General features: G+C 41.8%; 23 protein-coding genes. 17 read left to right on the top strand and 6 right to left on the bottom strand.

What is annotated here, in order from left to right; all coding sequences use genetic code 11:
* Positions 1–125: 125 nt before the first annotated feature.
* The 9 genes from ndk to rluF all read left to right on the top strand — a co-directional run bounded on the left by ndk (position 126) and on the right by rluF (position 10,285).
* Positions 126–551 carry a nucleoside-diphosphate kinase gene (ndk, locus tag M1F05_RS12990; RefSeq protein ID WP_206082453.1) on the top strand — a complete coding sequence of 142 codons (426 nt, stop codon included), beginning with the start codon at positions 126–128 and terminating at the stop codon, positions 549–551.
* A 148-nt stretch (positions 552–699) separates the two neighbouring features.
* On the top strand, positions 700–1,881 hold the full coding sequence (locus M1F05_RS12985) for a bifunctional tRNA (adenosine(37)-C2)-methyltransferase TrmG/ribosomal RNA large subunit methyltransferase RlmN (protein ID WP_206082452.1): 1,182 nt from the start codon (positions 700–702) through the stop codon (positions 1,879–1,881).
* A gap of 199 nt (positions 1,882–2,080) precedes the next feature.
* Positions 2,081–3,028, top strand: a complete 948-nt coding sequence (gene rodZ / locus M1F05_RS12980; protein WP_206082451.1) for a cytoskeleton protein RodZ — start codon at positions 2,081–2,083, stop codon at positions 3,026–3,028.
* Between the two features lie 155 nt (positions 3,029–3,183).
* Positions 3,184–4,302 carry a flavodoxin-dependent (E)-4-hydroxy-3-methylbut-2-enyl-diphosphate synthase gene (gene ispG / locus M1F05_RS12975; protein WP_206082450.1) on the top strand — a complete coding sequence of 373 codons (1,119 nt, stop codon included), beginning with the start codon at positions 3,184–3,186 and terminating at the stop codon, positions 4,300–4,302.
* Positions 4,303–4,525: 223 nt separating this feature from the next.
* Positions 4,526–5,803, top strand: a complete 1,278-nt coding sequence (gene hisS, locus M1F05_RS12970; protein WP_206082449.1) for a histidine--tRNA ligase — start codon at positions 4,526–4,528, stop codon at positions 5,801–5,803.
* A 10-nt stretch (positions 5,804–5,813) separates the two neighbouring features.
* Positions 5,814–6,437 carry a YfgM family protein gene (locus M1F05_RS12965; protein WP_206082448.1) on the top strand — a complete coding sequence of 208 codons (624 nt, stop codon included), beginning with the start codon at positions 5,814–5,816 and terminating at the stop codon, positions 6,435–6,437.
* A 20-nt stretch (positions 6,438–6,457) separates the two neighbouring features.
* Positions 6,458–7,630, top strand: coding sequence for an outer membrane protein assembly factor BamB (gene bamB, locus M1F05_RS12960; protein WP_206082447.1), 1,173 nt, complete (start codon positions 6,458–6,460; stop codon positions 7,628–7,630).
* Positions 7,631–7,759: 129 nt separating this feature from the next.
* The gene (der, locus tag M1F05_RS12955; RefSeq protein WP_047756428.1) at positions 7,760–9,238 is read left to right on the top strand and encodes a ribosome biogenesis GTPase Der; all 1,479 of its coding nucleotides are present in this window, start codon (positions 7,760–7,762) and stop codon (positions 9,236–9,238) included.
* A 171-nt stretch (positions 9,239–9,409) separates the two neighbouring features.
* Positions 9,410–10,285, top strand: coding sequence for a 23S rRNA pseudouridine(2604) synthase RluF (rluF, locus tag M1F05_RS12950; protein WP_206082446.1), 876 nt, complete (start codon positions 9,410–9,412; stop codon positions 10,283–10,285).
* Positions 10,286–10,411: 126 nt separating this feature from the next.
* On the opposite strand, the gene M1F05_RS12945 is transcribed toward rluF, so the two are convergent.
* Both M1F05_RS12945 and hemF read right to left on the bottom strand, forming a co-directional pair.
* Complete coding sequence (locus tag M1F05_RS12945; RefSeq protein ID WP_206082445.1) at positions 10,412–11,566, bottom strand: M4 family metallopeptidase; 1,155 nt, start codon at positions 11,564–11,566, stop codon at positions 10,412–10,414.
* A 158-nt stretch (positions 11,567–11,724) separates the two neighbouring features.
* Complete coding sequence (gene hemF, locus M1F05_RS12940) at positions 11,725–12,642, bottom strand: oxygen-dependent coproporphyrinogen oxidase (RefSeq protein WP_206082444.1); 918 nt, start codon at positions 12,640–12,642, stop codon at positions 11,725–11,727.
* A 136-nt stretch (positions 12,643–12,778) separates the two neighbouring features.
* On the opposite strand from hemF, the gene M1F05_RS12935 reads away from it, so the two are divergent.
* The 8 genes from M1F05_RS12935 (at position 12,779) to cysM (ending at position 20,355) form a co-directional block, all read left to right on the top strand.
* On the top strand, positions 12,779–13,210 hold the full coding sequence (locus M1F05_RS12935; RefSeq protein ID WP_206082443.1) for a GNAT family acetyltransferase: 432 nt from the start codon (positions 12,779–12,781) through the stop codon (positions 13,208–13,210).
* 90 nt (positions 13,211–13,300) lie between these two features.
* A complete protein-coding gene (locus M1F05_RS12930; protein ID WP_206082442.1) occupies positions 13,301–13,906 on the top strand; it encodes an RpoE-regulated lipoprotein in 606 nt (201 codons plus the stop codon).
* A gap of 247 nt (positions 13,907–14,153) precedes the next feature.
* The gene (locus M1F05_RS12925) at positions 14,154–15,053 is read left to right on the top strand and encodes a Dyp-type peroxidase (protein WP_206082441.1); all 900 of its coding nucleotides are present in this window, start codon (positions 14,154–14,156) and stop codon (positions 15,051–15,053) included.
* A gap of 238 nt (positions 15,054–15,291) precedes the next feature.
* Entirely contained in the window at positions 15,292–16,314 is a 1,023-nt protein-coding gene (locus M1F05_RS12920) for a sulfate ABC transporter substrate-binding protein (protein WP_206082440.1), read from the top strand.
* On the top strand, positions 16,314–17,144 hold the full coding sequence (gene cysT / locus M1F05_RS12915; protein ID WP_206082439.1) for a sulfate/thiosulfate ABC transporter permease CysT: 831 nt from the start codon (positions 16,314–16,316) through the stop codon (positions 17,142–17,144). The genes M1F05_RS12920 and cysT overlap by 1 nt, the downstream gene beginning before the upstream one ends.
* On the top strand, positions 17,144–18,004 hold the full coding sequence (gene cysW / locus M1F05_RS12910; protein WP_206082438.1) for a sulfate/thiosulfate ABC transporter permease CysW: 861 nt from the start codon (positions 17,144–17,146) through the stop codon (positions 18,002–18,004). Before cysT ends, cysW begins: the two co-directional genes overlap by 1 nt.
* Positions 18,005–18,006: 2 nt before the next feature.
* Entirely contained in the window at positions 18,007–19,095 is a 1,089-nt protein-coding gene (gene cysA, locus M1F05_RS12905) for a sulfate/thiosulfate ABC transporter ATP-binding protein CysA (RefSeq protein WP_206082437.1), read from the top strand.
* A gap of 375 nt (positions 19,096–19,470) precedes the next feature.
* Positions 19,471–20,355 carry a cysteine synthase CysM gene (cysM, locus tag M1F05_RS12900; protein ID WP_206082436.1) on the top strand — a complete coding sequence of 295 codons (885 nt, stop codon included), beginning with the start codon at positions 19,471–19,473 and terminating at the stop codon, positions 20,353–20,355.
* Positions 20,356–20,459: 104 nt separating this feature from the next.
* On the opposite strand, the gene crr is transcribed toward cysM, so the two are convergent.
* The 4 genes from crr to cysK all read right to left on the bottom strand — a co-directional run bounded on the left by crr (position 20,460) and on the right by cysK (position 24,454).
* Positions 20,460–20,969 carry a PTS glucose transporter subunit IIA gene (crr, locus tag M1F05_RS12895; RefSeq protein WP_206082435.1) on the bottom strand — a complete coding sequence of 170 codons (510 nt, stop codon included), beginning with the start codon at positions 20,967–20,969 and terminating at the stop codon, positions 20,460–20,462.
* 48 nt (positions 20,970–21,017) lie between these two features.
* Complete coding sequence (gene ptsI, locus M1F05_RS12890; protein WP_206082434.1) at positions 21,018–22,745, bottom strand: phosphoenolpyruvate-protein phosphotransferase PtsI; 1,728 nt, start codon at positions 22,743–22,745, stop codon at positions 21,018–21,020.
* Positions 22,746–22,889: 144 nt separating this feature from the next.
* On the bottom strand, positions 22,890–23,147 hold the full coding sequence (gene ptsH / locus M1F05_RS12885; protein ID WP_047756382.1) for a phosphocarrier protein Hpr: 258 nt from the start codon (positions 23,145–23,147) through the stop codon (positions 22,890–22,892).
* A gap of 353 nt (positions 23,148–23,500) precedes the next feature.
* Entirely contained in the window at positions 23,501–24,454 is a 954-nt protein-coding gene (gene cysK, locus M1F05_RS12880) for a cysteine synthase A (protein WP_206082433.1), read from the bottom strand.
* Between the last annotated feature and the right edge of the window lie 215 nt (positions 24,455–24,669).

Raw genomic sequence — 24,669 nt, 5'->3', positions numbered from 1 at the left:
AAACCCTAATATCCGAATTAGAAATAATATAAAAAACTACAACATGCCCTATTTTACGTTCTTGCATCCTAACTTACAGGGAAGAGCAAAGAATAAAGGCCTAATAAATCGCTAAGAGGTTATTTATGACTGTTCAACGTACATTTTCTATTATTAAACCAAACGCTGTGAAGAAAAACGTGATTGGTGCTATCTACAACCGTTTCGAAAGCGCGGGCTTCAAAATCATTGCTGCTAAAATGATGCATTTAACGCGTGAACAAGCTGAAGGCTTCTACGCTGAACACAAAGGCCGTCCTTTCTTTGATGGTCTGGTTGAATTCATGACTTCTGGCCCAATCATGCTGCAAGTGTTAGAAGGCGAAAATGCAATTCAACGTCACCGTGACCTGATGGGCGCAACTAATCCAGACAACGCATTAGCGGGTACTTTACGCGCTGACTACGCAGACAGTTTCACAGAGAACGCAACTCACGGTTCAGATTCTGAAGAGTCTGCCGCACGTGAAATCGCGTATTTTTTCACTGCTGATGAAATCTGCCCACGTTAATAAACGTGCATTAGCATTATTGTTGTAAAGTTTGTACAATGCCACGCCCTGCTATAATTTAGCAGGGCGCTTATATTTTTAAGACTACTCAAAATCTACGTCGTGCTGAACTCAGCACTGCCGAAAGTGTAACAACGAGGCAATACACATGTCCGATATGACGACTGATGCACAATGTGCAACATCTTCCGCTATTTCTGTCACACCAGAAAAAACGAATCAAAAAGTTAACTTACTCGATTTAAATCGCAAGCAAATGCGTGAATTTTTCGCACAAATGGGCGAGAAACCGTTCCGTGCCGATCAGGTTATGAAATGGATTTACCACTATTGCTACGATGATTTCGAGCAAATGACGGATATCAACAAAGTCCTTCGTGCCAAGTTACAAGAAGTGGCTGAAATTCGCGCTCCTGAAGTGGCAGATGAACAACGTTCATCGGATGGCACCATCAAATGGGCGATTAAAGTTGGCGATCAACTGGTTGAAACGGTATACATTCCAGAGGCTGATCGTGCAACATTGTGTGTCTCATCCCAAGTGGGTTGTGCGCTGGAATGTAAATTCTGTTCGACAGCGCAACAAGGTTTCAACCGTAATCTGCGTGTTTCCGAAATTATCGGTCAAGTTTGGCGTGCCGCAAAAATTATTGGTTCACTAAAATCCAGTGGACGCCGCCCAATTACAAACGTTGTGATGATGGGAATGGGTGAACCATTACTTAACTTAAACAATGTTGTTCCTGCGATGGAAATCATGTTAGACGATTTTGGTTTTGGTTTATCAAAACGCCGAGTCACGATTTCAACGTCAGGTGTCGTTCCTGCGCTGGATAAACTCGGTGATATGATTGATGTGGCATTGGCGATTTCACTGCATGCACCAACTGATGATATTCGTGATGATATTGTTCCAATTAATAAAAAATACAATATCGAAACCTTCCTCAATAGTGTGAATCGCTACCTGACAAAATCGAATGCGAATGCAGGCCGTGTCACTGTTGAGTATGTGATGCTCGATCACGTGAATGATAGCGTAGAACAAGCGCACCAGTTGGCCGAATGTTTAAAAAACACACCAAGCAAAATTAACTTGATCCCATGGAACCCATTCCCAGGAGCACCATATGGTCGAAGTTCGAACAGTCGTATCGATCGTTTTTCTAAAGTGTTGATGGAATACGGGTTTACGACTATAGTTCGTAAGACTCGTGGTGATGATATCGACGCAGCTTGCGGTCAATTAGCTGGCGATGTGATCGATAGAACCAAGCGAACGTTGAAAAAACGCTTAGCAGGGGAACCTATCCAAGTAAAATCAGTCTGATTTATAGATATTATCCAATAAGTGAGTTAGGTAATGTTTCAAGGCGTTTTTACGTTAGGCAAAACGCCTTTGTTCACCTACAATAGTGAAGCAATAAGATAAATTTAATTGTTGTTTCAGAACTATGATAAATTCTGACGAATAGAGCTTATAAATATTTGCTTTATATTTTTTAACTTGGAAATAGTGTTGCCAGCAAATGACTATCGAAAATAATACCGAACAAACTACAGTCACTGTAGGACAATTATTAGCGCAGGCACGTCAGCGCATGGGGCTAACGCAAGATATTGTTGCAGAACGATTATGCCTTAAAACCAGTACGGTAAAAGAGATAGAAGAAGACATTGCTCCTGCTGGTGTTGAACCCACTTTTTTACGTGGTTATATTCGTTTATATGCGCGGATGGTTGGCGTACCAGAAAGTGATATTAAGGCACTCATGAAAGTGGAAGAGCCTATCCCTCTGGCGAAAGTATCACCAATGCAAAGCTACTCATTGGGTAAAAAACGCAAAAAACGCGAAGGTTGGTTAATGAAACTGACGTGGTTGATTGTGATTATCTTGATAGCAATGGTAGGTATTTGGTGGTGGCAAGACCACAACGCGCAAAAAGATGAATTAGTCTCGATGGCAAATCAAAGTGATTTGGTTTTGTCTCAACAAGACAACAACACAACACCTGTTGAATTACCGAATCCAATCGATGATCCTTCAATTACAGTGGGAACAGCGGTGTTGGAAAATACGTCAGAAACATTGGCTCCAGAAGGTGCTGTATCAAATAGTGCTTCTGAACAAGCAAACGTGAGAACCATTCCATTACCGAATGCACCTCAATCGACTGTTTCACAAGACCGAACGCAAAATACGCAAACGGAAGAACCTGCACCAGTTAGTAGCAGTGCATTAGTTCTGAATTTTACAGGGCAGTGCTGGTTAGAAGTTCGTGATGCGAATAATAAAATTTTATTCAGTGGCGCTAAAAATAATGGCGATAAACTGGAATTGGATGGCACAGCGCCTTACCGCTTGAATATTGGTGCACCTGCTAATGTCACCGTTCAATTCCAAGGTAATCCCGTTGATTTAAGCCGTTTTATCAAAGCGAAGCGCCCTGCGAAATTCAAGCTGCCAGAAGCTTAAAAAATATTGTAAAGAAGAAGCAAACTATATCCGAAAACATCTTTTTTGATAGGTTATAGTTTGCTTTCTTGTGTATAGTGGAACGCATAGAAGCAATAGTTAACACTATACCACGGTAACAAAGAGCACATGGACGTTCGGAGAATTAAAGAAAAATGCATAACGAATCACCGATAAAAAGACGCAAATCCACCCGTATCAATGTAGGTAGCGTGCCAATAGGCGACGGTGCCCCCATCGCTGTTCAGTCAATGACTAATACCCGTACTACTGATGTCGAAGCCACTGTCCGCCAAATTAAAGCCCTCGAACGTGTAGGTGCTGATATTGTGCGTGTTTCTGTTCCGACGATGGACGCTGCGGAAGCCTTTAAACTGATTAAACAGCAAGTTAACTTGCCATTAGTGGCAGATATTCACTTTGATTATCGCATCGCGTTGAAAGTTGCTGAATATGGCGTGGATTGCTTACGGATTAACCCTGGCAACATCGGTAGTGAAGAACGTATTCGCCAAGTTGTTGATTGTGCTCGTCATTATGGCATTCCTATTCGTATTGGTGTGAATGGCGGTTCATTGGAAAAAGATATTCAAGAAAAATATCGTGAGCCAACGCCTGAAGCATTAGTCGAATCCGCGATGCGTCATGTTGATATCTTGGATAGACTGAATTTCGATCAGTTTAAAGTCAGCGTTAAAGCCTCCGACGTATTTTTGGCCGTTGGCTCATACCGCTTACTGGCAAATAAAATCGACCAGCCGCTGCATTTAGGGATCACCGAAGCGGGGGGTGCGCGTGCGGGTTCAGTTAAATCCGCGATTGGCCTTGGCATGTTACTGTCAGAAGGAATTGGCGACACCTTGCGTATTTCATTAGCAGCGGATCCTGTCGAAGAAATTAAAGTTGGGTTTGATATCCTAAAATCACTGCGTATTCGTTCTCGTGGCATAAACTTTATTGCTTGTCCAACCTGTTCACGCCAAGAATTTGACGTGATTGGTACGGTGAATGAACTTGAACAGCGTTTAGAAGACCTGATTACACCGATGGATGTCTCGATTATTGGCTGTGTGGTTAATGGCCCAGGTGAGGCTGAAGTGTCAACGTTAGGTGTAGCAGGCGCAAAAACCAAAAGCGGTTTTTATGAAGATGGCAAGCGCCAAAAAGAACGTTTTGATAATGATAAAATTATCGACCAGTTAGAAGCGAAGATTCGTGCTAAAGCTGCCATGATGGACGAAAGTAACCGAATTGAGATTAATTTAAAAAGCTAAATTTGCTCATGTCATTTCAAGCTACACAGTTATCTGTTGTAGCTTGAAATTTTTAGTGCACAATTCAAATTATTATCTGTGTTTGCAGTTGAAATTGGTCAAGTACTGTGCAAATCCACGGATAAATCTCGATTCGTATCAGGATTTGCTGTTTGTTGATTGAACCTGATGATATTTCGCTCTTATAATCAAACTAATGTCATTCTGAAAATAGAGAAAGAAAGTGGGAAAAAATATCCAAGCCATTCGAGGCATGAATGATTACTTGCCAGCTGATACACGTGTATGGCAGAAAATCGAAGCAACATTAAAAAATATTTTACAGGGTTATGGTTTTAGTGAAATACGTACCCCGATTGTAGAGCAGACCCCGCTATTTCGCAGAGCGATTGGTGAAGTGACGGATGTTGTTGAAAAAGAAATGTATACCTTCAATGACCGTAACGAAGAAAGTCTGACATTACGCCCTGAAAATACCGCTGGCTGCGTCCGTGCGGGTATTGAGCATGGCCTGCTGTACAATCAGGAACAGCGTTTATGGTATTTAGGACCAATGTTTCGCTATGAGCGCCCACAAAAAGGCCGTTACCGTCAATTTCACCAATTAGGTGCAGAAGTGTTTGGCTTAGCAGGGCCAGATATCGATGCTGAAGTCATTTTAATGACCGCGCGCTGGTGGAAAGCACTCGGGATTAGCGAGCATGTTACCCTAGAACTGAACTCTATTGGTTCTTTAGAGGCGCGTGCCAATTACCGCGAAGCACTCGTTGCATTCTTAGAACAGCACAAAGATAAATTGGATGAAGATTGTAAACGCCGTATGTATACCAATCCATTACGCGTTTTAGATTCCAAAAATCAAGATATTCAAGCTTTATTGAATGATGCACCGGAACTGTTTGACTACCTTGATGTCGAATCACGTGAGCACTTTGATGGCTTATGCAAATTATTGGATAATGCGGGGGTTAAATATCGCGTTAACCAGCGTTTAGTCCGTGGTCTTGACTACTATAATCGCACCGTTTTTGAGTGGGTAACGACAGCGTTAGGCTCACAAGGTACTGTGTGTGCGGGTGGTCGTTATGATGGCTTAGTTGAACAACTGGGTGGTCGTGGAACACCTGCGGTTGGCTTTGCGATGGGCATGGAGCGCATGGTGTTATTAGTTCAGGAAGTGAACCCTGAATTTACGGCAGACACTTCAGTTGCTGATGTCTATTTGGCCTCTTTTGGCGATAACAGCCAACAAGCTGCGCTGCTGGTTGCAGAAAAAGTACGTGACGAATTACCTACACTGCGGTTAATGACTAACCACGGTGGTGGAAACTTCAAGAAACAGTTAGCAAGAGCCGACAAACAAGGCGCAAAAATTGCCCTGATCTTGGGGGAAGATGAAATTAATCATAGCCAAGTTACCCTAAAAGATTTACGGACTGGCGCGCAAGAAACTATTTCACAGCAACTAATGGCATCACGTATCACTGAGCTATTAGGTTAAGGAGAGACAAGTGGAAGTCTATACAAACGAAAATGATCAAGTTGACGCGATTAAACGCTTTTTCGCGAATTATGGCGCGCCATTAGTCATTGGTCTCGTCATTGGTGTGGGTGGTGTCTTCGGTTGGAACTATTGGCAGTCTCATAAAGTCAATGTCCTGCAAGAAAGCGCGCAGAAATATGAAACCATCAACACCCAATTACGCTCAGGTTCAGAGCAAGGTGTGATTGCTGCACAAAAATTTGCAGCTGAAACGGATGATGTTTACAGTGCCATGATGGGGCTGGAACTCGCACAAATCGCTGTCGATAAAGGTGATTTAGCGAACGCTCAAACGGCATTAAGCAATGCACTGACTAAAGCGAAAACGGTTGAAATGCAAGATCTTATCAACTTGCGCTTAGCGCGTGTACAGCTTGCACAAGGTAATGCTGATGCGGCAATTGCTTCTGTCGCGAACATTAAAGGTAAGTCATGGCAAGCAACGGCACAGGATGTCCGTGGTGATGCTCTACTCCATAAGGGCGATAAAGCAGGCGCGAAAGCTGCTTACGCACAGGGGTTAGAAAGTGAAGGTTCTCAATCTCTTAGAGGTATTTTGACTCTGAAATTGAACAACGTATCTAATTCATAAGAAGAAAGGAAACGACAAACATGCAGTTGCGCAAAACTCTTTTGATAGGCCTAGTCGCTTCAGCTTTACTTGCCGGTTGTTCCAGCGAAACTGATTCTATCATTATGGCGCCACTTCCACAGGTTGAGAATCAATTCACTCCATCAATTGTTTGGGATAAATCTGTTGGTAATGGTGTTGAACAATTTTACTCTGAATTAGCGCCAGCTTGGGATGGTTCAGCCGTCTACGCGGCTGATCGTAAAGGTTTAGTAAAAGCACTTGAGCTCGATAGTGGCAAAGAAATTTGGTCTGTTGATCTCTCAAAGCGTACAGGCTTCCTTTCTGCTAATTTGTCTGCGCTACTGTCTGGTGGTTTAACTATCGATGGTGACAAAATCTTTATTGGTACCGAACGTGGCACTGTGATTGCGTTGAACAAAGAAGATGGCCAAGTTGTTTGGGATGTAGAAGTTGCTGGTGAAGCGCTATCTAAGCCAACCGTTAGCAACGACTTAGTGATGATTCACACCAGTAATGGCCAGTTGCAGGCGCTAGATGTAAACAGCGGTGAAATTAAATGGACCGTGAATATGGATACGCCATCACTGTCTTTACGTGGTGAATCAGCGCCAGCAGTGGCCTTTGGCGCCGCAATTGTGGGTGGTGATAACGGTCGTGTCAGTGCTGTGTTATTATCTCAAGGCCAGCTGATTTGGCAGCAACGTATTTCACAAGTGACCAGCTCAACTGAAATCGGTCGTTTGAATGATGTGGACATGTCGCCAATCATTGATGATGGTAAAGTGTATGCAATTGCTTATAACGGCACATTAGCTGCGTTAGATATGCGCTCTGGCCAAATTTTGTGGAAACGCGAATTAGGTTCTGTGAATAACATGGTTTTATCGGGTGAAAACTTATATCTGGTAGACCAAAATGACCGTGTATTATCTGTGCGTAAAAGTGATGGCGTGACTCTGTGGACGCAAGAAGAGCTGCTAAACCGTGGGTTATCTGCACCAGAAATGTATAATGGCTACCTCGTTGTTGGTGATAAAGAAGGTTATTTACACTGGTTAGATATGAACACTGGCGGCTTTGTTGCACAAAACAAATTGAATAGCTCTGGTATTCATGCTCGACCTGTTGTGGCGAGTGATAAGCTGATGGTTCAGGCGAAAAACGGAACAGTTTATCTGTTAACGCGTTAATTTCCTGACAAACCGCCATTTTACCGATAAAATAAACGGTTCCTGATAACAGGAGCCGTTTCGTTTTTTTGTTTTCTGAGTTTAAGCCTCAGAATTCCTTAGTTAATTAAAGTTGTGAGGCATCTAAGAATGATACCCGTCGTAGCGCTGGTAGGGCGTCCAAACGTAGGAAAATCCACGTTATTTAACCGTTTAACCCGTACCCGTGACGCATTAGTAGCGGACTTTCCTGGTCTGACTCGTGACCGTAAATATGGGCGTGCTGAAGTTGAAGGGCATGAATTCATTATTATCGACACGGGGGGTATCGATGGGACTGAAGAAGGTGTGGAAACACACATGGCGGCGCAGTCCTTGCAAGCCATTGAAGAAGCAGACATCGTACTCTTTATGGTAGATGCTCGCTCAGGCTTAATGCCTGCGGATGAAGGCATCGCTAAACACTTACGTAGCCGTAAGAAAAAAACCTATTTAGTTGCCAATAAAACGGATGGTATTGATGTTACCACGGCAATTGGTGATTTTTATTCTCTTGGCTTAGGTGAAATCCATCCCATTGCGGCATCCCATGGACGTGGTGTCACTCAATTAATCGAACAATCATTGAAACCGTTTATTGGTGAAGATGAAGAAGACGTTGAGTTAACGGAAGAAGAGGAAAATGCGGCTTATTGGGCGGCGTTAGAAGCCGAAGGTGAGCTCGCAGAAGACGAAGAAGATGATTTTGACCCAACAACGTTACCAATTAAATTAGCCATTGTTGGTCGCCCAAATGTCGGTAAATCAACGTTAACAAACCGTATTTTAGGTGAAGAACGTGTGGTTGTATTCGACATGCCTGGCACTACGCGTGATAGTATCTATATCCCAATGGAACGCGATGAGCGCGAATATATTCTCATTGATACGGCTGGTGTACGTAAGCGCGGAAAAGTGACGGAAACGGTTGAAAAATTCTCTGTCATCAAAACCTTGCAGGCCATTGAAGATGCTAACGTTGTTTTATTAGTCATTGATGCACGTGAAGGTATTTCTGACCAAGATTTGTCTTTACTGGGCTTTATCTTGAATGCGGGGCGTTCATTGGTTATTGCGGTCAACAAATGGGATGGCATGAAGCCTGAAGATCGTGAACATGTAAAGGATATGCTTGAACTGCGTCTGGGTTTTGTTGATTTTGCGCGTATTCACTTTATTTCTGCGCTACATGGCAGTGGTGTGGGTAATTTATTTGAATCTGTTCAAGAAGCGTATGAATCCGCAACTCGTCGTGTTGGTACCGCGCTACTGACCCGTATCATGAAAATGGCAGAAGATGAGCATCAACCGCCGTTGATCCGTGGCCGTCGCGTGAAAATGAAGTATGCTCACGCAGGGGGGCATAACCCACCAATTGTAGTGATCCACGGGAACCAAGTATCTGATTTACCAGACAGCTATAAACGTTATTTGATGAACTATTTCCGCCGTTCATTACAAGTAATGGGAACACCAATCCGTATTCTGTTTAAAGAGGGTGAAAACCCTTATGCGGATAAGAAAAATAAGCTGACAGCAACACAATTACGTAAGCGTAAGCGTTTGATGCAGCATTTGAAAAAACGTTAGTCTGTCATTAAGGCATTTTAGCCTTAATGGACGTTAAAGCCGTAACACATCAACCTGTTACGGCTTTTTGTTATATTACTTTTTGACAAATTTAGCGATTAAAGCGCAAACCCGTGTGGCCAATAACGCATAATCATGGCGTCGGCGGGGCATAAATGATTGAGGGAATTTATGGATACTCGTTCTTCTACGCGTCTAAACAAATATATTAGCGAAAGTGGTATTTGCTCAAGGCGCGAAGCCGACCGTTATATTGAGCAAGGTAATGTATTTATTAATGGGAAACGCGCAGGTATTGGTGACCAAGTTTTTGCAGGTGATGTGGTCAAGGTGAATGGTCAATTGATTGAGCCGCGTAATGAAGATGACTTAATTCTTATTGCCCTCAATAAACCCGTGGGGATCGTCAGTACCACAGAAAGTGGTGAGAAAGATAATATTGTTGATTATGTGAATCACAGTACGCGTATTTTCCCGATTGGGCGATTAGATAAAGATTCTCAAGGGCTGATTTTTTTGACCAACCATGGGGACCTGGTTAATAAAATTTTGCGTGCGGGTAACTCCCATGAGAAAGAGTACCTTGTGACGGTCAACAAACCTGTTACCGATGAGTTTATCCGTGGCATGGGGGCAGGTGTTCCTATCTTAGGGACAATGACCAAAAAGTGTAAGGTCAAAAAAGAAGCACCATTTGTTTTTCGTATTACCCTTGTGCAAGGGCTTAACCGTCAAATTCGCCGTATGTGCGAGCACTTTGGTTTTGAAGTGACTAAGCTTGAACGTATTCGTATTATGAATGTGGGACTAGCAGGAATACCTGTAGGTGAATGGCGGGATTTAACCGATGATGAGCTTATCGAACTATTTGATATGATGGAGAAATCAGAATCAGATATTAAGCCAAAAAAAATACAAAAAGCACAAGCAAGTAGTAAGAGCAATAATGGGGCGAAGCAAAACGTAGGGAGTAAACCCAAGGCAAAACCAGAAAACCCTACACGTAAAAAATTTACACAACCAGGTCGTAAAAAGAAAAAACGTTAACGTGTGGGCTTAGTTAAAAATAGACTGCAATATAAGGCTGAATATTGGGCATTGAATTCGCTTAAACATCGGCCTTTTTATGTAAATAACGTAAAACTAATGGGTAACTAACTGTATTTTAATGCGTTACTGTGCTGTGAGCGATTCATTATTATCGAGTATCAGACCAACATCTTCCCAGCTCTTTTGTGTTTGTAAGGCAACTTTTTCGCCAAATAGCTTACGTGCATTATTCACTGTGGCTGTTGCAAACTGTTTGAAGTTAGACTTTGCCGTAATCACAGGATCAGAAACGGTTGCGATCCATATTTTCCCTGCAACATCCCAAGTATTCCCACCTAACTCAGTGGCTAATAAATAGAATGCACGATTTGGAATACCTGAATTGATATGTACTCCTCCGTTATCAACGGTATAAGGTAAATCCTTGTAATCTTGCATATGAGCAACTTGTGGGTCTTTATTGTATTTTGAAAAATAATAGGCAGTGCCAGGTTTAGACATAGAACGAAGGGCAGGTGCTTTCACTTTATTAATGAAAAGGTTTTCCCCGAGTAGCCAGTTGGATGTGGTGGCACTTTCATTGTTGACGTATTGCTTGACCATGATACCAATAACGTCAGCGACAGATTCATTAAGTGCACCAGATTGAAAAATATAGTTAAAGTTAGCTTCTGAGCTAATGTAGCCATGAGCCAGTTCGTGTGCGATTATGTCAATGTCATTGTAGAATGGGCCAAAAGTTTTTCCATCTCCATCCCCAAAGAAAATAGCTTGAGAATCCCAGAATGCATTGGAGTAGTTTGTTCCAAAATGAATAATCGCATTGATATTAGCAGCACAGCCAAACATTTGACCAATATTTAATTTCTCCTTAAAAAATGTACGAATAGTCCCGATGGAATCAAAAACATGCCCTGCAGGTTTTGATGGCGCTTTGGCATCCCCTTCGCTCATTACAACTTTATAGTCGTCATAGAGCATGTGCTCATCATCTGACAGTTCATCTAGTTGGCAAATTGGGAGATCAGAGTGTGTGTGGCTGCTGTGTGCAACAAGTTGTTGGGCATCGCGAATAACACGCTTATAGTGACTATCAGCACTCGTTTTACAATGGGATAGCAAGTTACGTTGGCGTTGGACTTCTTCATCGGTATAGACACGGGTCATCATATCATTGATATGTATCAGTGTTGATTTCAGCTCAGCCGAATCATTTTCAGTGATGAGATTAGAAACTAAACATGGGGATAATAATGAACGGGCAAGGATATGACTCATGATATAACTCCATTTCAATTGGGTGAGATGGAATCATAATCGGTTATGTTTTAATTGTAACTATATGATATCTAAGGAACTAAGTTAATGACTGCTGCATTTTGTTAGAAAGGTAAAATATAATTTTTCTACCTTTCTCTATAAGTGAATATTATTAATTATGGTGATAACCACTCTTTACCTGAAATTAAAAAGTCAGTATAGAGCTTTTCTTCAGGACTATTTGGTTCAGGATGATAGTCATACTCCCAGCGAACAAGTGGAGGCATTGACATTAAAATTGATTCAGTTCGACCACCACTTTGTAAACCAAATAATGTACCTCTATCCCAAACAAGGTTAAATTCTACATAGCGGCCACGACGATATAACTGAAACTGCCTCTCTTGTTCAGCCCATGAATAGTTTCTTCGTTTTTCAACAATTGGCACATAAGCGTGTAAAAAACCATCGCCAACAGCTTGGGTAAAGTTGAAACAGTGCTCGAAACCACCCTGATTGAGATCGTCATAGAATAAACCGCCAATACCTCTAGGCTCATTTCTATGTTTTAAAAAGAAATATTCATCGCACCAATGCTTGTATTTTGGGTAAACATCTTCACCAAAGGGGAGACATAAGTCGCGTGCAACAGTATGCCAATGAACAACATCCTCAGTAAAACCATAATATGGCGTTAAATCAAACCCGCCACCAAACCACCAAACAGGGGCTTCTCCCTCTTTTTCCGCCATAAAAAAGCGCACATTGGCGTGAGTGGTTGGTATATACGGGTTTAATGGGTGAATAACAAGCGAAACTCCCATGGCTTGGTAGCTACGACCAGCAAGTTCAGGACGGTGTGCTGATGCTGAGGTTGGAAGTTGCTCGCCTTTTATGTGCGAAAAGTTTACACCAGCTTGTTCGAAGAGGGCGCCATTTGTTAAAACACGGCTACGACCACCACCGCCTTCAGCGCGCTCCCACGTTTGTTCTAGAAAGGTTTCCTTACCATCTAGCTCAGTGATTTTTTTGCAAATAGTCTCTTGTAAGTTTTGCAAATAGGTTTTTACACGATCAATATCAGGGTAATTCATTGTTTTTTAATAAAACCAAAGGGAAAAAATAATGCTTAAAGTATACTCCTTTAAGCTAAAAAAGGCATATTGAATATTGATTGTGTTGTAAAACCAGTGATAATGGCAGGAAGATTAGTTTAAACGGGCAAATGTTATGGAAATACGGATCTTCCGCCAAGGTGATTATGAAGAGGTGCTGACATTATGGGAGCGCTGTTCTCTTAATGAATTTTCAGGCGATCCTGAACTCGACATCGAACGTAAATTACAATGTGGTGCAGACTTGTTTTTAGTTGCTGAAGTAACTGGGGAAGTGGTCGGCACTATTATGGGCGGTTATGATGGTATTCGTGGCACCGCCGTTTATCTTGCCGTACACCCTGATTACCGTGGTCGTGGCATTGCAAATGCGTTAGTGAGTCGTCTCGAAAAGAAATTGATTGCCCGTGGATGCGGTAGAATAGAATTATTAGTGAGTGAAGAATTTGATGCTGCTATCTATATGTTTGAAAAAATGCAGTATGAAGAAGAACAACCTGAACGCCTGATTTACTCGAAAAAATTAACCCACGAAACGGATTTCTAAGTTAATTGCTATTTGTTGGTTCATTGGTTTGAATGTTTCGGCAAATAGATTGTCACAATATGCATTATGCGACGAATTAAAGAGGATGATATGTCCCAACATGCAAATCTAAATAGCCAGACATGGCTTGTCCCAGTATTAAAAGTTTCCCTTTTAGGTACGGTATTAATGTTATCTGGCTGTGCCGGGTTCAAAGTTTTTTCGCCATCAACATGGTTTAGTAGCCCACTAATGGTGTCCAGTTCTGGTCTTGGACAAGTGACTAATTTTACACCCATGCAGGCTGATACCATTAAACAACAACTGAATGACCGTTATTCCATCCGTAATGGGATGCAAATGGAAAATGGCGAGGTCGTCACGGTTTTTCAAGGTATTGATGACGATAAAGTCAAAGTTGAAATTATTGGCCCTGAGCATGGTTATGTTTCACGGATTGTGGTGAGTGATCCGAATGTGGTGACGGAATGGGGGCCAAAAATTGGTACACCATTTAGCGATATTTATGAAAAAGCCTTTGGTGTCTGTGGGGTAGGTGAGCGCATAGACAACGTCCCTACCGTGGAATGTAATTCGCCACAATCTAGCCAAGTGGTGTATCGTTTTACAGGTAAATGGCAGGGGCCTGAGGATTTAATGCCATCAGATAACGACCTAAAAGAGTGGGAAATCTCTCAAATCCTTTGGCATAAATAATCTTTTTTCTAAAAATGCCGTAAGTGGCTAAATCATTTACGGTATTTTTTATCTCTCAGGTATTTTTTCTACTAAGTTTCTTAAAGAAATTTCCCCTTTGTTAAATTATCTTTCTTATAATAGAGAACGAAACCTATAAAGCCTTGCGTTAAAACAAGGTGAAGAACATGACGATAAGGTAGGATAGCGATATCGTCCTAGATAACAGATAGGTTAGATAACATATTCATATTACGAGGTTTACCGTATGTCTCATTCTCAAAGTGGTATTTTGAAAGAACATAGTCGTTTCGGTATTTTTATTGAAGCATTGATGCAAGAAGGTTCGCTGGATGAAGTGAAAGCGGGTTGCAAAAACTTTATCGATGCTTTAACAAAATTACAAGCACAATACCCAGATGATCGCCTTGGTGCAGTGATTGCATTCGGCTCTGATGCGTGGAAGCAAATGGGGCGTGCAGATAGTGCACCTGAATTAAAGCCATTTCGGCCTTTAGGTAAAGGTTTAGCACCTGCAACTCAACGAGATATGTTCATTCATATTCAATCCCTGCGTCATGATATCAACTTTTCTTTAGCGCAAGCGGCATTGAAAGCATTTGGTAAGTCCATCAACGTAGTTGAAGAAATTCATGGTTTCCGTTGGGTTGACGATCGTGATTTAAGCGGCTTTATTGATGGTACTGAAAATCCACAAGGTGAAGAGATCGCTGAAGTCACTCTTATTGATGAAGGAAATGATAAAGGCGGAAGCTACGTTTTAGTTCAACGCTATGAGCACGATTTAAGAAAGTGGGATCGTTTTTCTGAACATGAACAAGAAAAAATGATTGGCCGCACGAAGAAAGATAGCGTCGAACTGGATGAAGATGCACGAAACATCACTTCCCACGTTTCTCGTGTAGTGATTGAAGAAGACGGTGAAGAGCTTGAAGTGATGCGCCATAGCTTGCCATATGGTACAGCAAGCGGTAAGCACGGGCTATTTTTCATCGCCTATTGTGCAAAATTACACAATATTGAACAGCAACTGTTAAGTATGTTCGGTGAAAAAGACGGTAAATACGATGATCTTCTACGTATGACTAAAGCGGTTTCTGGTAGCTATTACTACGCACCTTCAATTGAAACATTGCTTGCATTATAGATGACTCCTTGCCGCACGGATGCGGCGATTTCCTTTTCTTTAGTTTTACTTCCATCATTGAACAGGTTTCATGTGTTTAACTCTTTGATAGATAATAATATTTTAGTGCTTATTTCCTCTATTTCTTTGTTATTCCAATTTGATATATAAAAAATTGATTGATAGCTATCCAGTTATAACCAAAACCGCTACAGTGGAGTCATACAGATATTTTGGTTTAGTGACGAATGGGAATGACATGAAAACAACTTTTTTTAAGAAAACAGCTTTAGCCAGCTTAGCGACCGTGTCTTTGTTAGGAAGTCCGCACCTATTCGCTGCTGAACTCCTTAACAGTTCATATGATATTGCTCGTGAATTGTTTGTAGCGTTGAATCCAACGTTTGAAAAACAATGGAATGAGGCTCACCCCGATGACAAATTAACTATCAAGCAGTCGCATGCTGGCTCATCAAAACAAGCCCTGGCGATTTTGCAGGGGTTAAGAGCAGATGTGGTGACCTATAACCAAGTGACTGATGTACAAATTTTGCATGATAAAGGGAATTTGATCCCTGTAGATTGGCAGTCTCGCTTACCGAATAACAGCTCACCCTACTATTCCACAATGGCTTTTTTAGTGCGTAAAGATAATCCGAAAGGGATTAAAACGTGGGATGACCTTGTCCGCAGTGATGTGAAATTAATTTTTCCAAATCCTAAAACATCTGGAAATGGCCGTTATACCTACCTTGCCGCTTGGGGAGCATTTAACCAAGAAAATAAAGGAGATACAGCAAAAACACGCGAACAGATGAAACAGTTCCTCAAAAATGTGGAAGTGTTTGATACAGGCGGTCGTGGTGCGACAACCTCATTTATTGAGCGTGGTCTTGGGGATGTGCTGATAAGTTTTGAATCCGAAGTTAACAATATCCGTTCACAATACGGTGAATCCGATTATGAAGTTATTGTGCCACCAGTGGATATTCTGGCGGAGTTCCCAGTGGCTTGGGTGGATAAAAATGTGCAAAAAAATGGTACGGAAGATGTCGCTAAAGCCTATTTGAATTATTTATACAGCCCGCAAGCGCAGGAAATTATTACTAACTTTAATTATCGTGTGAATGACAAAGCGGTGATGGAAGCGAACAAAAGCAAATTCCCAGAAACAAAATTATTTACCGTTGAATCCCAATTTGAGAGCTGGCCAAAAGTCATGGATATACATTTCTCAACGGGAGGAGAGTTTGACGAACTAATGGCACAAGGGCGCCGTTAATGAATCAATCTGGGAAGCGATTTTTGCCAGGCTTTGGCCTGACGTTGGGTAGCAGCTTATTTTATACCTGTTTGATTTTGCTGCTACCCATGAGTGCGTTAGTGATCCAACTGTCGGAGATGACATGGCAACAATATTGGTCGGTGATTAGCTATCCACAAGTGGTTGCAGCTTATAAAGTGACATTATTGTCTGCTTTAGTGGCAAGCTTATTTAATGCGGTATTTGGCCTGTTATTGGCATGGATTTTAACGCGCTATCGCTTTCCAGGCAGAACATTATTAGACGGTTTAGTCGACTTACCCTTTGCATTGCCAACCGCAGTAGCAGGGTTAACATTGGCTACCTTGTTTGCGACATCAGGTTGGTATGGCCAATATCTACACCAGTTTGATATCAAAGTCGTGAATACTTGGCTGGGGATTGCTGTTGCTATGGCATTTACCAGTATCCCTTTTGTTGTGCGTACCGTTCAGCCTGTATTGGAAGAACTGGGGCCAGAATATGAAGAGGCGGCACAAACACTGGGAGCCAGTCGCTGGCAAACTTTCCGTCGTGTGATCATGCCAGAGCTTTCCCCTGCATTGCTTGCAGGAACCGTTTTGTCATTCACACGTAGCCTAGGTGAATTTGGTGCAATTATCTTTATCGCAGGAAATATTGCTTGGCAAACAGAAGTGGTTTCTTTAATGATTTTCAGCCAATTACAGCAATTTGATTACCCTGCGGCAAGTGCGGTTGCATCGGTTATTTTAGCGGTTTCACTACTCTTGTTATTCAGCGTTAATTTAGTACAAAGTCGTTTTGGTAAGCGACTGGGGGGGAAATAATGGCGCAAATCACTCCGCTACAAACCGCCCAACGGTCACCCGTTAATTGGGGTAAATGGTTTCTCATCGCTGCAGGTGTTTTCTTTGCCATCTTATTGCTGGTGATCCCCATTATTTGGATTTTTATTACGGCGTTTCAAAAAGGGGTTGGTGAAGTTCTACTTAATTTATCTAACCCAGATATGCTTCATGCGATTGGATTAACTGTATTAATTGCGTTGATCACGGTTCCTGTTAATTTGATTTTTGGCACGATGATGGCGTGGTTAGTGACACGCTTTCAATTCCCAGGGCGGCAATTATTACTCACACTAGTGGATATCCCTTTTGCGGTTTCACCTGTGGTAGCGGGGCTATTATATCTACTGTTTTATGGTTCAAACAGTTGGCTTGGTGGATGGCTTGAAGGTTTTGATATTCAAGTGATGTTTTCATGGCCAGGTATGGCATTAGTCACCATATTTGTGACTTGTCCATTTGTGGTGAGAGAGTTGGTTCCATTGATGCTAAGCCAAGGCAGCCAAGAAGATGAAGCTGCGGTATTGCTTGGTGCATCAGGCTGGAAAATGTTTTGGCGCGTCACATTACCAAATATTCGCTGGGCGCTGTTATACGGTGTTGTGTTAACCAACGCGAGGGCGATTGGTGAGTTTGGTGCGGTATCCGTCGTTTCAGGTGCTATTCGCGGTGAAACTTATACGTTACCGTTACAAGTTGAATTATTGCATCAGGACTATAACACGGTCGGTGCATTTACTGCTGCGGCTATTCTTGCGCTCATGGCCATTATTACGCTAATTCTTAAAAGCGCATTGCAGTGGCATTTAAGTCGTCAGCAGTCTGAATCAGGAGTCCATTAAACATGAGTATTGAAATTGAAAAAATCGGCAAGTTCTTTGGGAAAACCCAAGTACTCAACGATATTTCACTGGATATTGCATCGGGTGAAATGGTGGCCTTATTAGGCCCTTCAGGTTCAGGAAAAACCACCTTACTGCGAATTATTGCTGGGCTTGAGCAGCAAAGTGGGGGCGTACTACGTTTTCACGGGCAAGATGTGAGTCAAATTCATGCGAAAGACAGGCATGTTGGTTTTGTTTTTCAACACTACGCGTTATTTCGCCATATGACCGTATTCGATAATGTGGCATTTGGTTTAACGGTGTTGCCACGCAAGCAAAGACCCTCATCCCAAGCGATTAAGCAAAAGGTGATGCAATTACTGGAGATGGTGCAATTAGCCCATCTATCTTCGCGTTATCCTGCGCAACTTTCTGGTGGGCAAAAACAGCGTGTTGCGTTAGCGCGTGCATTAGCGGTTGACCCGCAAATTTTACTATTAGACGAGCCTTTTGGTGCGTTAGATGCACAGGTGCGTATTGAACTGCGCCGCTGGTTACGTCAATTACATGATGAGCTTAAATTTACCAGTGTGTTTGTAACGCATGACCAAGAAGAAGCTATGGAAGTTGCGGATAGAATTGTGGTCATGAGTCAAGGGCACATTGAGCAGGTCGGCACACCAAATGATATTTGGCAGCGCCCAGAAACCCGCTTTGTACTGGAGTTTATGGGGGAAGTTAATCAGATTTCTGCACAGATAAAAGGCTCGGTCTTAGCGATTGATGGTTACGAATTTTCGTTAAATCATACTAGCGCCCATCAAGGTGAGGTGGATGTCTTTTTACGCCCATGGGATGTTTCATTGAGATCTGAAGTGGATGTACAGCATCGTTTGCCAGTTAGGGTGACCGAATCAGGTCCAAGAGGGCACTTTTGGCAATTGACGGTACAACCGATAGGGTGGGGGAATGGCCCATTATCTGTGATTTGGCAATCCAATTCGACAATTCCTAAGCGTGGTGAACACTATTTTCTTGGCAGCCAAGAAGCGAAAATATATCAAGGTGATACTGAATTAGTTTTTCCACAATTAGCACAAAGCGCGTGAATATAGCTTTCCATTATTTATAACGCCAATAAGTTAAACATTTTTGGTGTTATTTTCTATTATTTTTGCCATGTATATCGCCCTCCACTAGCCCATTCTTTGATTATTGGCAATGGGTTTCACCTGTCGTATTTTAATTTTAATTAATTGATATATAAGTATTTTATTTATCATTAAAATAAGAGATATAGCTGACAATTCTATAAACTTATTGTAATATAATATATCAATTAGCTATATCATTATGGGTAATAAAGATAATCTATTTTTCTAATAATAATATGAAGAGAATTCATGTTCACTCATAGGCTTATTGGGGTAATATCTTATTTCTATTAATTCTAAGTGATAAATAAAAATTATAAGGATGCGAAAGTGTCAACTCTGGAACAATTTATTGGCCATACCCCATTAGTAAAACTTCAGCGTTTGACGCAAGGGATTGATACTGAAATTTGGGTAAAACTCGAAGGCAACAACCCTGCTGGCTCCGTAAAAGACAGAGCGGCTTTTTCCATGATCAGCGAAGCTGAAAAACGTGGTGAAATTAAGCCAGGTGATACATTAATTGAAGCCACAAGTGGCAATACAGGTATTGCACTGGCAATGATTGCTGCGGTAAAGGGATATAAATTAAAGCTGTTAATGCCTGAAAATATGAGTAAAGAGCGCCAAGCATCGATGCAAGCTTACGGCGCGGAGTTAATTTTGGTCAGCACCACCATTGGAATGGAAGGGGCGCGAGATCTTGCGAAAGAGATGGAAAAAAACGGGGAAGGGAAGGTATTAGACCAATTTAATAACCCAGATAACCCACTTGCTCATTTTAAAACAACAGGCCCTGAAATTTGGCAACAAACGCACGGTAAAATTACTCATTTTGTGTCAAGTATGGGGACAACGGGTACGATTACAGGTGTAAGCCGCTATTTGAAATCACAATCAAAAGACGTACATATTGTCGGCTTACAGCCTGCCGAAAAAAGCCAAATACCAGGTATTCGCCGCTGGTCACCTGGTTATCTTCCTGGGATTTTTGATGGCGAATTAGTGGATAGCGTACTGGATGTTAATCAGCAAGATGCAGAAGAGACGATGAGAGCGCTAGCAAGGTTTGAAGGTATTTTCTGTGGAGTGAGCTCAGGCGGTGCGGTATCGGGGGCTTTACGCGTGGCGAAAGAAAACCCAGGAGCGGTGATCGTTGCTATTATTTGCGACAGAGGTGACCGTTATTTATCAACGGGGGTTTTTGATTCTTAACACGTTGTTTTTAGGTGGCAGTCAGGCTATCACAAGGAAACAATAGAATGAATTAAACCATCAGGTTATCAACCTGATGGTTTTTCAGTTATTATGCGTAGTAATTATTTCTTGATACGCATAATGACAGTTTCACCCACTGTCACTGACCCTGTTAGTTTATTTAACTCTTTGATTTCGTCCATGTTCGAAATCACAACGGGGGTCAGAACGGATTTTGCTTTTTCTTCTAACAAAGCTAAATCAAATTCAATGACTAAATCGCCTTTTTTGACAGCTTGGCCTTCTTCAGCGATACGTTTGAAACCTTCACCTTTGAGCTCAACGGTATCAATACCGAAGTGAACAAACAGTTCAATACCATCGTCTGACTCAATAGAAAACGCATGGTTGGTTTCAAATATTTTACCGATTGTACCGTCTACTGGAGCAACAATTTTATTGCCAGCAGGTTTGATGGCGATACCGTCACCGACAATTTTCTCTGCAAACACAACGTCTGGAACATCTTCAATATTGACGATTTCGCCTGATAATGGGGCGATAATTTCAATACTGCCACTGCTACTTTTGTCTTCCGAAACTAGTGATTTCAGTTTGTCAAACAGACCCATGGACCTTCTCCTAATCGTTTTATATGGGACCGAACTAATGTGCTGTTCTTAGCATAACGTTTTTTCTTGGATAAAGGTATCTACAAGTTTCATCAATTCATCTGCGGTTGGTTGAGCAAGTGCTTGTTCAGCCAAGGCCTGAGTATCAGCAAAGTTCGCATTGCGAATTAATTTTTTGATACGCGGAATTGAGATTGCGCTCATACTAAATTCATCCAGCCCCATGCCTAGTAGCAATAAGGTTGCACGTTCATCACCCGCTAACTCGCCACACATGCCTGTCCATTTCCCTTCCGCATGTGATGCATCGATCACTTGTTTGATAAGGTTTAGAACAGCAGGTGACATTGGGTTATAAAGGTGAGAAATCAGTTCATTACCACGGTCAACCGCTAAAGTGTATTGAGTGAGATCGTTCGTCCCAATACTAAAGAAATCAACTTCTTTCGCCAAATGGCGCGCAATCACAGCGGCAGCTGGGGTTTCTACCATCACACCGACTTCGATTGTTTCGTCAAAGGCTTTACCTTCTTCACGTAACTGAGCTTTTAGCATTTCTAGCTCTGCTTTTAGTTCACGAACTTCTTCAACGGAAATAACCATTGGGAACATAATACGCAGTTTACCAAAATTTGACGCTCTTAAAATAGCCCTTAATTGTGAGTGTAAGATTTCTTTGCGATCAAGACAAATACGAATAGCACGCCAACCGAGGAATGGGTTCTCTTCTTTCGGTAAATTCATATAAGGCAGGTCTTTATCGCCACCGATATCCATTGTACGGACGATAACGGCTTGGCTGCCCATTGCTTCGGCAACCGCTTTGTAAGCTTGGAATTGCTCTTCTTCGGTAGGGAAGGCATCTCTATCCATAAATAAAAACTCGGTACGATAGAGACCGACTCCTTCAGCGCCATTACGTTCAGCACCTGCGACATCACGCACAGTTCCGATATTGGCACAAACTTCAACTTGATGACCATCGAGAGTCACAGCAGGTAAATCTTTTAATTTAGCCAGTTCTTCTTTTTCTTGCAGATAGTCATCACGGAATGCTTTGAGTTTATCAATTTCTGCATCAGATGGGTTCAGGTGAATGGTATTATTCACGCCATCTAAGACAATAAAATCACCATTTTTAATTTTGCTGGTGGCATCGCTAGTCCCTACAATTGCAGGTAACTCCAATGAGCGAGCCATAATGGAGGTATGGGAGGTACGGCCACCTAAATCGGTAATAAAGCCTAAGACTTTATCTAAGTTTAATTGCGCGGTTTCTGACGGGGTTAAGTCAGCGGCAACTAAAATAACTTCTTGGTTGATAGCGCTTAAATCAACAATAGGAATATTTAAGATATTCTTTAATAAGCGTTTGCCGATGTCACGTACGTCAGCCGCGCGCTCTTTAAGGTATTCGTCATCAAGAGATTCAAGCGCTTGAGCTTGGTCTTCAATCACAGAATAGGCTGCGGCATCCGCTGTTTTTTTATCGCCTTTGATTAAAGAGACAATTTCTTGCTCAAGTTCTTCATCTTCCAGCAGCATGATATGACCTTCAAAAATCTCAGCTTTTTCGGCTCCTAGATTTTTTTCGGCTTTTTCTTTAATGAGACTAAGTTGTTCGGCGGATTTATTACGCCCCTCAATGAAGCGTTGAATTTCTTTTTCGACCTGATCGTCTGCGATTTTTTTTGTGCTAACAACGATAGGGTCTTCTTTGAGGATCAAAGCCTGACCAAAAGCAAAACCTGGGGATACTAAAATTCCTGAAATCATAATATTACCTTACTGCTGTTAGTGCTGGGAGTTCTGATGTTGTAGAGACTGCGGCGCGTTTTATTGATTATGCAAATGTCCCCGAATGAAATCATTCAGGGACAGCGAATGAGATCGATGAAACGCGTTCTCTTGCGTGCGAAATTATTCCAGTTCGCCCATCAGTTTAACTAAATATTCAACCGCTTCTTTTTCATCTTCGCCTTCTGCGGAGATGGTCACAACAGTACCTTGCGTTAAACCTAAGGTTTGTAATTTGAACAGGCTTTTTGCACTCGCAGATTTACCGCCAGAAATCAAAGAAATATCAGAAGTGAATGCTTTTGCTTCTTTCACAAATTGCGCGGCAGGACGAGTATGTAAACCGTTTGGTGCTGTAATAGTGACTTCTTGCTGGAACATAGTATTTCCTCAATAACTTTAGTTTTTTTAATTACCCAGCCAATTGTAGATGAAATAGACTAGGTTTGCGTATAAGTTAGATTATTAACTTGTAAAAAGGTTTCCTACTTTGTGCGGTATCAATCCTTTTTACTTTTCATCCTCAAAATAACGATGATTAGGTTAGTCGAAAAACATCTAAATAGGCACGTTCATTTGACTAAAATTTGATTAATTTTGAGGTGCGAAATAATTACTATGTTTAATACTAAACCCCAGATTAGAAATCATCCCTATCCGTGCTAAACTTTGATCCGTGCCACAAAAAAAGCACCTTTGAGGTGCTTTTTTAACGATTATGTAACGAAAGTATGCTACTCGGCAGAGATATCCGCGAACAAGACAGTGGAGAGATAACGCTCACCAGAAGACGGTAAAATCACGACAATATTCTTGTTTGTGTAAGCAGGGTCTGCGGCAATTTTTGTTGCTGCTGCAATCGCTGCACCTGAAGAAATCCCTGCGAGAATACCTTCTTTTTCCATTAACTCACGTGCAGTTTTAATTGCTTCATCATCGCTGATTTGAATCACTTTATCTAGCAGTGTGAGGTCTAAGTTACCAGGGATAAAACCTGCGCCGATACCTTGAATTTTGTGTGGGCCTGGTTTGATTTCTTCACCTGCTAGCGCTTGAGTAATCACTGGAGAAGTTTCAGGTTCAACGGCAACGATGGTCACATCTTTACCCTTGGTCTTTTTCAGATAGCGTGCAATACCTGTGATAGTTCCGCCTGTACCAACGCCTGCGATGATGACATCGACATTGCCATCCGTGTCTTCCCAAATTTCTGGACCCGTGGTTTTTTCATGGATCTCAGGGTTGGCAGGGTTATTAAATTGTTGTAACAGAAGATATTTTTTGGGATTGCTATTGACGATTTCTTCTGCTTTAGCAATCGCCCCTTTCATCCCTTTAGCGCCCTCGGTTAGCACGAGGTTAGCGCCTAATGCTTTTAATAGCTTACGGCGCTCTATACTCATTGTTTCAGGCATCGTTAAGGTTAATTTGTAACCTCTCGCTGCTGCAACATAAGCGAGAGCAATCCCCGTGTTACCACTGGTTGGCTCTACTAGCTCTTTGTCTTTATTCAGGATACCTTTTTTCTCTGCATCCCAAATCATGTTTGCCCCGATACGGCACTTAACGCTGAAACTTGGGTTACGAGATTCCACTTTTGCCAAAATATTGCCATTACCAAAATGTTTTAAACGAACAAGTGGGGTGTGGCCAATGGTCAACGAATTATCTTCATAAATTTTGCTCATGGGGTATCCTTTTAAAATCGGTTAGCCAGTAAACAGTATTTGGCGTTCACTATAAAATAGGGTATGGATTCAACATACGTGAAGAACAGATTAATGCAAATATGATTTAGGTCTAAGCTTATAACAAAAGGCTATTTTAGATCCAATAGTTCTAAAGAATGGGCAACAAGGCAGAATAGCGTAAGAAAATAGGTAACTGCGCAGGCGATTAAACC

It is taken from the genome of Providencia sp. PROV252 (assembly GCF_033676005.1).
Taxonomy (GTDB): Bacteria; Pseudomonadota; Gammaproteobacteria; order Enterobacterales; family Enterobacteriaceae; genus Providencia; species Providencia vermicola.
This window is presented reverse-complemented; position numbering and strand designations above follow the sequence as displayed.

What these genes read in the sequence shown, in the direction of transcription:
- cysT (WP_206082439.1), top strand. Translation starts at nt 16,314, where the DNA reads ATGAATCAATCTGGGAAGCGATTTTTGCCAGGCTTTGGCCTGACGTTG.
- rluF (WP_206082446.1), top strand. Translation starts at nt 9,410, where the DNA reads ATGGATACTCGTTCTTCTACGCGTCTAAACAAATATATTAGCGAAAGT.
- hemF (WP_206082444.1), bottom strand. Translation starts at nt 12,642, where the DNA reads ATGAATTACCCTGATATTGATCGTGTAAAAACCTATTTGCAAAACTTA.
- M1F05_RS12925 (WP_206082441.1), top strand. Translation starts at nt 14,154, where the DNA reads ATGTCTCATTCTCAAAGTGGTATTTTGAAAGAACATAGTCGTTTCGGT.
- crr (WP_206082435.1), bottom strand. Translation starts at nt 20,969, where the DNA reads ATGGGTCTGTTTGACAAACTGAAATCACTAGTTTCGGAAGACAAAAGT.
- M1F05_RS12920 (WP_206082440.1), top strand. Translation starts at nt 15,292, where the DNA reads ATGAAAACAACTTTTTTTAAGAAAACAGCTTTAGCCAGCTTAGCGACC.
- M1F05_RS12945 (WP_206082445.1), bottom strand. Translation starts at nt 11,566, where the DNA reads ATGAGTCATATCCTTGCCCGTTCATTATTATCCCCATGTTTAGTTTCT.
- cysA (WP_206082437.1), top strand. Translation starts at nt 18,007, where the DNA reads ATGAGTATTGAAATTGAAAAAATCGGCAAGTTCTTTGGGAAAACCCAA.
- M1F05_RS12985 (WP_206082452.1), top strand. Translation starts at nt 700, where the DNA reads ATGTCCGATATGACGACTGATGCACAATGTGCAACATCTTCCGCTATT.
- cysK (WP_206082433.1), bottom strand. Translation starts at nt 24,454, where the DNA reads ATGAGCAAAATTTATGAAGATAATTCGTTGACCATTGGCCACACCCCA.
- ptsH (WP_047756382.1), bottom strand. Translation starts at nt 23,147, where the DNA reads ATGTTCCAGCAAGAAGTCACTATTACAGCACCAAACGGTTTACATACT.
- bamB (WP_206082447.1), top strand. Translation starts at nt 6,458, where the DNA reads ATGCAGTTGCGCAAAACTCTTTTGATAGGCCTAGTCGCTTCAGCTTTA.
- der (WP_047756428.1), top strand. Translation starts at nt 7,760, where the DNA reads ATGATACCCGTCGTAGCGCTGGTAGGGCGTCCAAACGTAGGAAAATCC.
- ptsI (WP_206082434.1), bottom strand. Translation starts at nt 22,745, where the DNA reads ATGATTTCAGGAATTTTAGTATCCCCAGGTTTTGCTTTTGGTCAGGCT.
- cysW (WP_206082438.1), top strand. Translation starts at nt 17,144, where the DNA reads ATGGCGCAAATCACTCCGCTACAAACCGCCCAACGGTCACCCGTTAAT.
- rodZ (WP_206082451.1), top strand. Translation starts at nt 2,081, where the DNA reads ATGACTATCGAAAATAATACCGAACAAACTACAGTCACTGTAGGACAA.
- M1F05_RS12935 (WP_206082443.1), top strand. Translation starts at nt 12,779, where the DNA reads ATGGAAATACGGATCTTCCGCCAAGGTGATTATGAAGAGGTGCTGACA.
- M1F05_RS12930 (WP_206082442.1), top strand. Translation starts at nt 13,301, where the DNA reads ATGTCCCAACATGCAAATCTAAATAGCCAGACATGGCTTGTCCCAGTA.
- ndk (WP_206082453.1), top strand. Translation starts at nt 126, where the DNA reads ATGACTGTTCAACGTACATTTTCTATTATTAAACCAAACGCTGTGAAG.
- ispG (WP_206082450.1), top strand. Translation starts at nt 3,184, where the DNA reads ATGCATAACGAATCACCGATAAAAAGACGCAAATCCACCCGTATCAAT.